9 protein-coding genes are annotated in these 9,223 nt (G+C 38.9%); 7 read left to right on the top strand and 2 right to left on the bottom strand.

The window, feature by feature from the left end; genetic code table 11:
- Window positions 1-689 precede the first annotated feature (689 nt).
- From AC3AX0_RS03035 to lon, 5 genes are all read left to right on the top strand, one after another.
- A complete protein-coding gene (locus tag AC3AX0_RS03035; protein ID WP_487548831.1) occupies window positions 690-1,484 on the top strand; it encodes an AzlC family ABC transporter permease in 795 nt (264 codons plus the stop codon).
- On the top strand, window positions 1,477-1,782 hold the full coding sequence (locus AC3AX0_RS03040; protein WP_487548832.1) for an AzlD domain-containing protein: 306 nt from the start codon (window positions 1,477-1,479) through the stop codon (window positions 1,780-1,782). The genes AC3AX0_RS03035 and AC3AX0_RS03040 overlap by 8 nt, the downstream gene beginning before the upstream one ends.
- 18 nt (window positions 1,783-1,800) lie before the next feature.
- Window positions 1,801-2,646: a TrmB family transcriptional regulator gene (locus AC3AX0_RS03045; protein WP_487548833.1), complete on the top strand. Its 846-nt coding sequence runs from the start codon at window positions 1,801-1,803 to the stop codon at window positions 2,644-2,646.
- 249 nt (window positions 2,647-2,895) lie between these two features.
- Complete coding sequence (locus tag AC3AX0_RS03050) at window positions 2,896-3,312, top strand: MarR family winged helix-turn-helix transcriptional regulator (protein WP_487548834.1); 417 nt, start codon at window positions 2,896-2,898, stop codon at window positions 3,310-3,312.
- An 85-nt stretch (window positions 3,313-3,397) separates the two neighbouring features.
- Window positions 3,398-5,812, top strand: a complete 2,415-nt coding sequence (lon, locus tag AC3AX0_RS03055) for an endopeptidase La (RefSeq protein WP_487548835.1) — start codon at window positions 3,398-3,400, stop codon at window positions 5,810-5,812.
- 36 nt (window positions 5,813-5,848) lie between these two features.
- Here the strand turns inward: lon and AC3AX0_RS03060 are convergent, their stop codons facing one another.
- Window positions 5,849-6,022 carry a hypothetical protein gene (locus AC3AX0_RS03060; protein ID WP_487548836.1) on the bottom strand — a complete coding sequence of 58 codons (174 nt, stop codon included), beginning with the start codon at window positions 6,020-6,022 and terminating at the stop codon, window positions 5,849-5,851.
- Window positions 6,023-6,316: 294 nt separating this feature from the next.
- Here AC3AX0_RS03060 and AC3AX0_RS03065 point away from each other — a divergent pair, with 294 nt between their 5' ends.
- The gene (locus AC3AX0_RS03065) at window positions 6,317-6,598 is read left to right on the top strand and encodes a YjcQ family protein (protein WP_487548837.1); all 282 of its coding nucleotides are present in this window, start codon (window positions 6,317-6,319) and stop codon (window positions 6,596-6,598) included.
- An 85-nt stretch (window positions 6,599-6,683) separates the two neighbouring features.
- On the opposite strand, the gene AC3AX0_RS03070 is transcribed toward AC3AX0_RS03065, so the two are convergent.
- A complete protein-coding gene (locus AC3AX0_RS03070) occupies window positions 6,684-7,475 on the bottom strand; it encodes a sulfite exporter TauE/SafE family protein (protein WP_487548838.1) in 792 nt (263 codons plus the stop codon).
- A gap of 364 nt (window positions 7,476-7,839) precedes the next feature.
- Between AC3AX0_RS03070 and AC3AX0_RS03075 the strand changes: the two genes are divergently transcribed.
- On the top strand, window positions 7,840-9,223 hold a 1,384-nt coding region (locus tag AC3AX0_RS03075; RefSeq protein WP_487548839.1), incomplete at its 3' end, for a sigma 54-interacting transcriptional regulator.

Genomic DNA, 9,223 nt, shown 5'->3' on the forward strand with positions numbered 1-9,223 from the left:
TATTACCATCTATATTACTCCTAAATTTCGTCCTTAATTTCCATTGATGCAATGACAGCAATTTCATTGTCTATATTTGTGACGAATCTGTTCAAGATTTCTTCACGCTCTATTTTTGAATTTGTTTGGAATTTGCTGTTTTTCAGCAAATATCCTTTTGCGATGGCAGTTTAATCAAAAACAATACTTATTCAGTAGACACTAAGTAAGGAATATGCAATTGTCAAACTCCCGAGTTATTATGGTATTAAACAAGGAAGAGCTTTGAGTTTGTGGGATTTGTGGTGTTTTTGGCGAGCCCCAGCCGAAAGTATCGAAGATCTTGTCAAAACTTAGAGATCTGGATTTGGTGTAGCATTTATTATTCTGGCGGTTGGTATAGTGGCAGCAGTATTTATAGCAAAATATGAAACTAGAAAAAAATCAAGAGCAGCATAAGTGTGGATAAACCACATCAACTGTGGATAAAAAACTGAAAATTTCAAAAAATGTGGAAGGTACTCTCGATTAGGAGTACATTTTTGCATTATGAATTCATATGATTGTATTATACCGTATATGTAGAGGAAATAAAAAGACTTCACACTTGACAAAAAACATAGTGGTTACTATAATAGTCACTAAGACGGATGGCAAAAACACCAGCTTGCGCGGGTGACGCAATGAAATAGCTTAGCGTAGGAGAAATTATGAATAAAACAGATAATACGAAAATACTTAATATAAGTGATGGACTAAAGGCGAGTATTCCCATGTTTATAGGATATTTTTCAATTGCAATAGCCTTTGGAATTCTTTCCAAGGGAGCAGAATTGAGCCTGCTGGAGACATTGTCCTTTTCCTTCATAGTGTTTGCAGGAGCAAGCCAATTCATTGCTGTCAGCATGATAACAATGGGAGCAAGTGCCGCAGAGATAATAATGACAACCTTTTTTCTTAACTTTCGTCATTTCCTCATGAGCTCTTCCCTGTCAACAAAGATTGAATTTTCCAATCCCATTTTCAAGCCAATAGTGGCATTTTTTGTTACTGACGAGACCTTTTCCGTTGCATCTTTCGCAGAAGGAAGGCTTACCGAGAAATACATGTTGCCACTTCAGATTATAGCCTATCTTGGATGGGGAACAGGAACGGGAGCGGGATATCTTCTAGGAAGCATAATGCCGACCATGCTTCAACAGAGCATGAACATAGGCCTCTATGCAATGTTTGTAGCACTACTTGTACCGGAAATCAAGAAGACAAGAAAGGCCATAATATTGGCAGCATTATCGGGAATTGTAAACAGCATCCTGGTATCTGTTATGGGTATGCCCCAGGGATGGGGTATAGTTATATCCATTATAGTCGTTTCTGCTGCAGGAGTATTTATCTATGGAAGGTATGAACTGGAATATGAACAATTGAATGAGAACAACAACCATATAAATGAAGAAGAAATCGGTTTAAAGAAGGGCGTAGAGGCGGTGAAGAGCAATGAATAATATAATGGCAATCGTTTTGGGGATGACAATAGTAACTTATATTCCAAGGCTAATTCCCTTCATTCTTATATCGGGAAAGCCGCTGCCCCTTAAGGTGAAGAGATTTTTAGAATATGTTCCCTACACTGCCCTTGGAGCACTTATAATTCCAGGAGCAATAGGAGCTGTACCTGAAAAGCCCGTTGCATCTGCAGTAGGAATTGGCTTTGCAGCTATATACAGCTACTTCAGAGGTGGAATAATAGTGACTGTGGCTGGATCCATTGCAGCAGTATATCTGGTACTGATGTATTTATAGAATTCAGGAGGTAACCATATGGAAGAAATAATTATGCAGATGAAAAGCCTTGGTCTTACTGAGTATGAGGTAAAGGCCTATCTTACGCTTTTGAAGGAATATCCCATAAACGGATATGCATTGAGCAAAAGCTCTGGAATTCCTAGATCAAGGATTTACGAGGTACTTAATGGACTAAAGAGAAAGCAGATAGTATTTGAACAGGAAAGCAACAACAAGACTATTTACTCACCTCTTGAGCCTTCCCTTCTTTTGAAGAAACTGAAAAAGGATTTCGAGTCTGTGATAGAGTCTGTAGGTGAATATACTACAAACCTTTATAACTCAAAGGAAAATGATTTTGAACCCAAGGTTATTAGAGGAAGAGATGAAATTCTTAAGATGATAAAAGTTCTTTTAAAGGATGCTAATAAAAGAGTTGTACTATCCATATGGGATGAGGAGCTTCTAGATTTAAAGACTGAGGTAGACGGTATTGTTGAAAGTGGAGTTATTCTGAGAGGCATGTACTTCGGATATGACAATCCATATGAAGATCTTGTAACTCACAGGAGGATGAAAAGATATATTGCAGAAAAGGATGAAAGGTTCATCATAGTCGTAATTGATGACAAATATGTTGTTTCGGGTGTCGTTTCACGAGGAGAGGAATCCCAGGCTACCTGGTCTGTTGATCCCCATGTTGTTGAAATAAGCGATGATTTCGTAGCCCACGATGTAGCACTCAATACATACAATAATTATCTTGAGGGAGAAGAAAGGTATAAATATGAAAGAATCACTGATGAAGTGAGGAAGAATTATTTCGGCTATACTGACGAGGAATACTATAATTTCCCTGACCCTGAGATGGATGAGGACTGATAAAATCAGGAACCATAAGAAGAAGTAAGACTGGATTAGAGGCAATAACGGTGGACAACCTGTTAGTAAGTGCCATAAATTGTGGACAAGTCCATGTAAATCTGTTAATAATGTTAAAGGTACTCCCTGTGGAGTACCTTTAAATATGGTGATAGTCAGCATGTTTTGAGAAAAATTGTTGTTGACAAGATTCGATTTATAGGTTAATATATGGTTAGTTCAAACCTAACTAACTAAAGAGGTGATAATTTGGATAATAAGGAAAGGCTTTATGAAACATGTATCAATTTCTTCAAAATAAAGGGAGAATGTTCCTGTAGCGTAATAGATGAGCTGGACATGTCGGGGCTGACAATAAAGCAGCTGGAATACATGAAGCAAATAGACAAACATGAGCATATATCAAGCAGCGAGCTTGCAAAGATATTTGACCTATCCAAACCTTCTGTTACGGAAATGGTTAAGAAGTTTATAGCAATTGGCTGCGTATACAAGAAGCAGTGCCACAATGATGGAAGGATTTATTATCTTGAATTGACTGAAAGAGGGAAAAAAATTGCCAGAGTTGACGAAATCACTGTATCTAGACTGGTTGACAGGATAGTAGGCAATCTGAATGAAAATGAAATCGAAAAGTTTATTGAATTGATAGAAAAGGTAAAATAATAGAAAAAATTATGAAAATGGTTAGGTTAGGTTAAATTAAACTAACTATGCTTGAATGATTATGTAGCAAGTGGAGGTTAAAAAGATGGTAGAGAATGTAAAAAGAGATTTATCTCTTCTGATATTGCCCAATACAGTGCTTTTACCGGGTAGAAACATAAAGGTGAAGCTCAGTGAAAAAGCAGGAAAGAGAATATATGAAAAAATGGTTCATGATGATTCTTATGCTGTAGTAGTGGCGTTGAAAGACAGTGAGGCAAAAGCTAATTATGAAACAGAGGATTTTCATAGGATTGGAACTCTTGTTAAGTTGATAAAAAGTGACAAGAATAAGAGCGGTTATACCTTGACCCTTGATACAGTCGAAAGAATAGAGTCAACGGAAATCTATATTGAAGATGATGGACTAAGGGTTATTTATGATTTGAACAGTGTAGTAGATGACCTTGATGATATGAATAAAAAAGAGGTTCTTAAGCAGGTCAGGAAAATAGTAGCCGAGACAAGTAAGAATTTTAAAGGTTCTGAAGTATTTTTGGAGAAGATGAAGGCTATGGACAATATTATAGATGTCATTGCATATATTATGCCCTATGTGAATCTTACTACTTCGGAAAGACAGGAATTCCTTGAAATTGATTCTTTGAAAGACAAGAGTTTGAAATTTTTGGACCTTATAATCAGACACAAGGAATCTGTTAGTTTTCAGATGGAAATCACATCGAAGCTGACCCAGGATATGAATGAAAACTATAGAAAAAACATGCTTAGACAACAGCTTAAAGCCATAAAGGAAGAGCTTGGTGAAACTGAAGGCGAGAAAAAAAGTAGGAAGAAGGATTACAAAAAACTAATTGAAGAATCCAATATGCCTGAAGATATTGAAGAGATTGCACTGGAGGAGCTTGATAAGCTTAAAAGGCAGGGAGATAAAAGTTCCGAAGCAAATGTGATACAAAGTTATCTTGATTTGATTATATCACTTCCCTGGGGCAAGAGTAAAATTGAAGAATCCGACATTAATGAAGCAAGGAAGATACTTGACAAGGAGCATTTCGGGCTTGATAAGGTCAAGGAAAGAATCATCCAGCATATGGCCGTAATGAAACTTAAGAAGAACAAGCAGGGTTCCATAGTGCTATTTGTGGGACCTCCCGGAACAGGTAAGACAAGTCTGGGAAAAAGCATCGCCAAGTCTTTGAATCGTGAATATGTTAGAGTAAGTCTTGGAGGAGTAAGAGATGAGGCGGAAATCAGGGGACATAGAAGGACCTATATAGGTGCTATGGCTGGAAGAATAATCCAGGGTATAAAGAAGGCTGGAACAAGAAATCCTGTATTTGTACTGGATGAAATAGACAAACTGATAGCAAATGGACAGGGAGATCCTTCAAGTGCATTGCTTGAAGTACTTGACCCTGAGCAGAACAACACTTTCTTCGACCATTATCTGGATGCACCCTATGATTTGTCTGATGTATTCTTTATAGCAACTGCCAACAACCTGTCCACCATTCCAGTAGCTTTAAGGGACAGGATGGAAATAATTGAAATAGGCGGATATACGGAATATGAAAAGTTCAATATAGCAAAGGAACATTTGATTCCCGAGGTTGTTGCGGAACATGGACTGGAAGAAAGTATGCTTGAGATCGAGGATGAAGTCTTGACTGTTGTAATACAGAAGTATACAAGGGAAGCCGGAGTTAGAGGTCTTAAGAAGCAGCTTGCCAAGATATCAAGGACCTGTGCTGAAAAAATCATATCTGGAAATGATGAAGAATCCTACCAGGTAAGGGAAGATATGCTAGAGGATATTCTCGGACGTGAGACAGCAAGATTTGACAGAGTCGGCGAAATCAATCCGCCGGGAGTTGTAACAGGACTTGCATGGACGCCAGTTGGCGGAGACATACTTTTCATTGAAGGAACAATGATGCCTGGAAATGGTCAGCTTATTTTGACAGGGCAGCTTGGAGATGTAATGAAGGAATCGGCAAAGATTTCACAGAGTCTTGTACGTTCAAGACTGGCTTTTAGTCTGAAGGGATTGGTGCTTAATAATTATGACCTTCATATCCATGTTCCGGCAGGAGCCATACCAAAGGATGGACCTTCTGCAGGAGTTACGCTGCTAACGGCCATTTCATCCCTTGTTACTGACAGAAGTGTTGATTCAAAGACAGCTATGACGGGTGAGATTTCCCTAAGTGGAAGAGTCATGCCTGTTGGAGGAATCAAGGAAAAGGTACTGGCAGCCCACAGGTCGGGAATAAGGAAGATTCTTCTTCCAAAGGATAATGAAATCGATCTTAGGGATATACCTGACTATGTAAAGGATGATATTGAGTTCCTCTTCATGGAAACTGTAGAGGATGTATTGAAGGAAACCATTGGAATTGAACTTCCAAAAGTTGACATAGGTGGTATGATAGCAGATAAAACCTCTGAAATAGGGTTTAAATATAACAACAAACAGGAGATTAACAATGAAGAATGAAGTAATTAAATCACTGCAAAAGGTTCGACCTATACTTCAAAAGTGGGACATGGCATGCAGTACTGACAGTATGTACAGTCCACTGTCATTCTCGACTGATAGATTTCCTTTACTCTGTCTATGGTGGCGGATTCCTTTTTCAGTCAATGTTCCAGGATAGGCCTTATCTGCCCCTTCGATATTCTCGTCTATTTGTGCTATTTCATTCATCCCACTCAGTAGAAGACCTACTTCTGGATGAGGCAGAATTCCCAGTCATATCCATCAACGATTTCCTTGAAGACATCAAACTTGTCGTGGAATGAAAATCCTATATGTTTTATCTTTCCAGTTGTCTCCCGATTTTTACATTTTATGTTTGGGGTATTACTTAATTATCACATGGCCGAGTAAAAAATTCAATGTCTTTACAGCAGGTTTGCAAGTTTAAACAACAAGCTTTTCATTGACAAGGAGACCGTCTCCTAGTAAAATATATGAGGTGAAAGAGTATTTGGAGGAATTATGGAAGAAAATTTATTACTCAAGGACATGCTTCTTGTTAAAATCTACGACGAGCATCAGCAGGATCGTCCTGATATGGAAAAGAATGTTAGTTTTAAGGAACTGGAAATAGAAAAGGATATTTACAATATCACTCTGGAAGGTCTTCAAAACGACGGACTCATCAAAGGTGTAAGGTTTGCCAGAGAAGGCGTTGGAAGCAAGATAGGCATATCCTTCATAAACAGCATGATTATCACAAAAGACGGAATAAACTATCTTAAGAACATTTCGAGAAGATAAACAACATAATAGCAATAAAAAACATCCCCTGCCAACCGTTGGCAGGGGATGTTTTTTTGTAATTTCATTTATACTGTAATTTGTATTATCTTCTAATCAAAATATTGAGGATCATAGTAACCGCAGCCAAAATATTTGTGGCTGTAAATATTCTATGAAGGTCTAGTGACTTGCTCTTAACGGCATGTCTGCTTCCTATGATACCTCCAAGGACGGCTGCAATAGTAAGGGGTATTGCCATTTCTGGGCTGAAATCGCCGTGCAGGCTGTGACCGATAAACCCCATTAGAGCTGTAGCGGCAACCATTGCGGCAGATGTTCCTACGGCTATCTCTATTGGTATGCCACATAGAAGTACCATGAGTGGTATCTTGAAAGCACCTCCGGACATTCCAACAGCTCCTGAGAAGAAACCGATTGCTGCAGTTAAGGGAATGGTAATCCAAAGATTTACTGTATATTCGCTGTCTCCGAATTTTCGGTGCCAGTATCCGAAGCCGCTTTTCTTCAGGTTTTTTTCCCTTACTGGTATGAACATGAAGACAGAAACGATAACCAGCACTACTGCGAATATTATTTTAAGGGTATCTCCATCCAAATAACCTGCAAAATATCCACCTACTAAGGCCATTATATTGGTTGGTGGATCAATTACTAGGGCAAGCTTCCAGTCCACCTTCTTGTGCTTGTGGAAGATAAGCATGGATGTTAGAGCCGTTACCATCATAATCAGCTGTGAGGTGGTAGCTGCATTGTGCATTGGAATACCTGCAAGTACCATAGCTAGAACGTAGAAGTTTCCGCCTCCCTTTCCCACCATGGACATTGTTATGGCTATAACAAGTATTACCATACTCATTATTATAGTTGTCGTCATATGTAGTATCTCCCTTCTATATAAGAGCGCTATCATTGTTTTTCGGTCTTGGTCGGAATTGACCCTTTATGTAATGCGATGTTGCTCGTAAATATTATGAAGTAATTATATCCCTCTTTCTTGTTTATATCCATCATTTTTTCGAAGTTTATCCTGTGTTTTTTATTATAAAAATAGTCGCTGTGTCTTTGCCTTGGAAAGTTAAATATATTAAATTACATTAATTGTTGTAATTTTGTTCATAAATGTGGACAGTTCCTGGATGTTTTTATATAATATATATTACGGAAAGATTATTTGCTGTAATACTAAATATAATGAATTGAAAGGTATAAAATTAATAAATCACCATGTGGGAGATTTTATGAACTATGAACTTGCTAGCAGGATACTGGAACAGATTGAAGAGGGAGTTGTAATACTAGATAGTGACAGGAAAATAAGATATATGAACAGTTCGTCAAAGGAGATGTTTGGCATAGACCTGGGAAGAGGTTGGGATCATCCTTCCAGTAAGGTGGTTAGGGGGGACATTGTAATATTTGCCTGTAATGGCATAGGTGTCGACAGGGAGACTCTAACCTTTGCAGACTTTGAGAAAATAGGTATAGATATCGAAAAGATTGAAATAGGAGATGCCGTCATTGCCCTTGGAACTTTGGGAGGTAAAAAGGGTACAGGTGTTTATAAAACAGTACACCCGGGAAAGATGGACAGGATTGTGGAGTTTAGGCACGAGTTGAATGATGGAAGTGGTGTATTTGCAGAAGTTAACGAGATTAGCCGGACTATCAATGTGGAATCGAGAGGAAAGAGGTTCGAACTGGATTTTCAGAACTTCAACTGCTTGACTGTGGTTTTTGACAGGGATAGCCAGGACCTTAAGTTTTATCAGTCCCCGGGATACAGCAGGAGGAAGGAAACAGCTGAAAACCTTCTAAAGGGAAGGAAGTTCGAAGGAAAGGGAATCCATGCAACTTCAAGGGATGCGGAGGGTGAAGATGTTGGTATACTAAATCCAGGCAAAGTCTGTCTGGATACTGTCCATAAGGTCCTCAAGGGGCAGAATGAAAGCATTTCAAGTAGTGAATGTTCCATAAATACAGTAAGCGTAAGCCTTTCAGTCTTCCAGAATAAAAACGATCTTGAAGAAATAGAAGGCTGCACAATGGTCATAAACAATATAAGCAGAGTAAAGGCTCTTCAAAGAGAGCTCACTGCGGCTGAAAGAAGACATGATCCCTTCGACAAGGTCATAGGATCTTCAAGTGCAATAATGAAAACGATGACAATTGCAGGAAAGATTTCATCATCAAAGTCCACTGTACTTTTACAGGGTGAAAGCGGAACCGGCAAGGGAATATTTGCAAAAGCTATTCATGAGAGCAGTCCCAGAAGGAGCAAGCCTTTCGTAGCCATAAACATGGCAGCCATACCTGAAAATCTCCTTGAAAGCGAGCTCTTCGGATATGTCGGTGGAGCATTCACAGGTGCTGCAAGGGGCGGAAAAAAGGGAAAGTTTGCAGTGGCAGATGGAGGAACACTGTTTCTAGACGAAATAGGTGACATGAATCATTCCCTCCAGGCAAAGCTGTTGCAGGCTCTGCAGGAAAACAGGATATATCCTGTAGGATCCCTTGAATCGGTGGACATAGATGTAAGGATAATAGCAGCAACGAACAAAAGTCTTGATGAGGAAGTGAAGTCAGGCAATTTCAGGGAAGATCTCTATTACAGGCTCAATGTAA

The sequence above is a fragment of the Dethiosulfatibacter sp. genome (assembly GCF_983023055.1).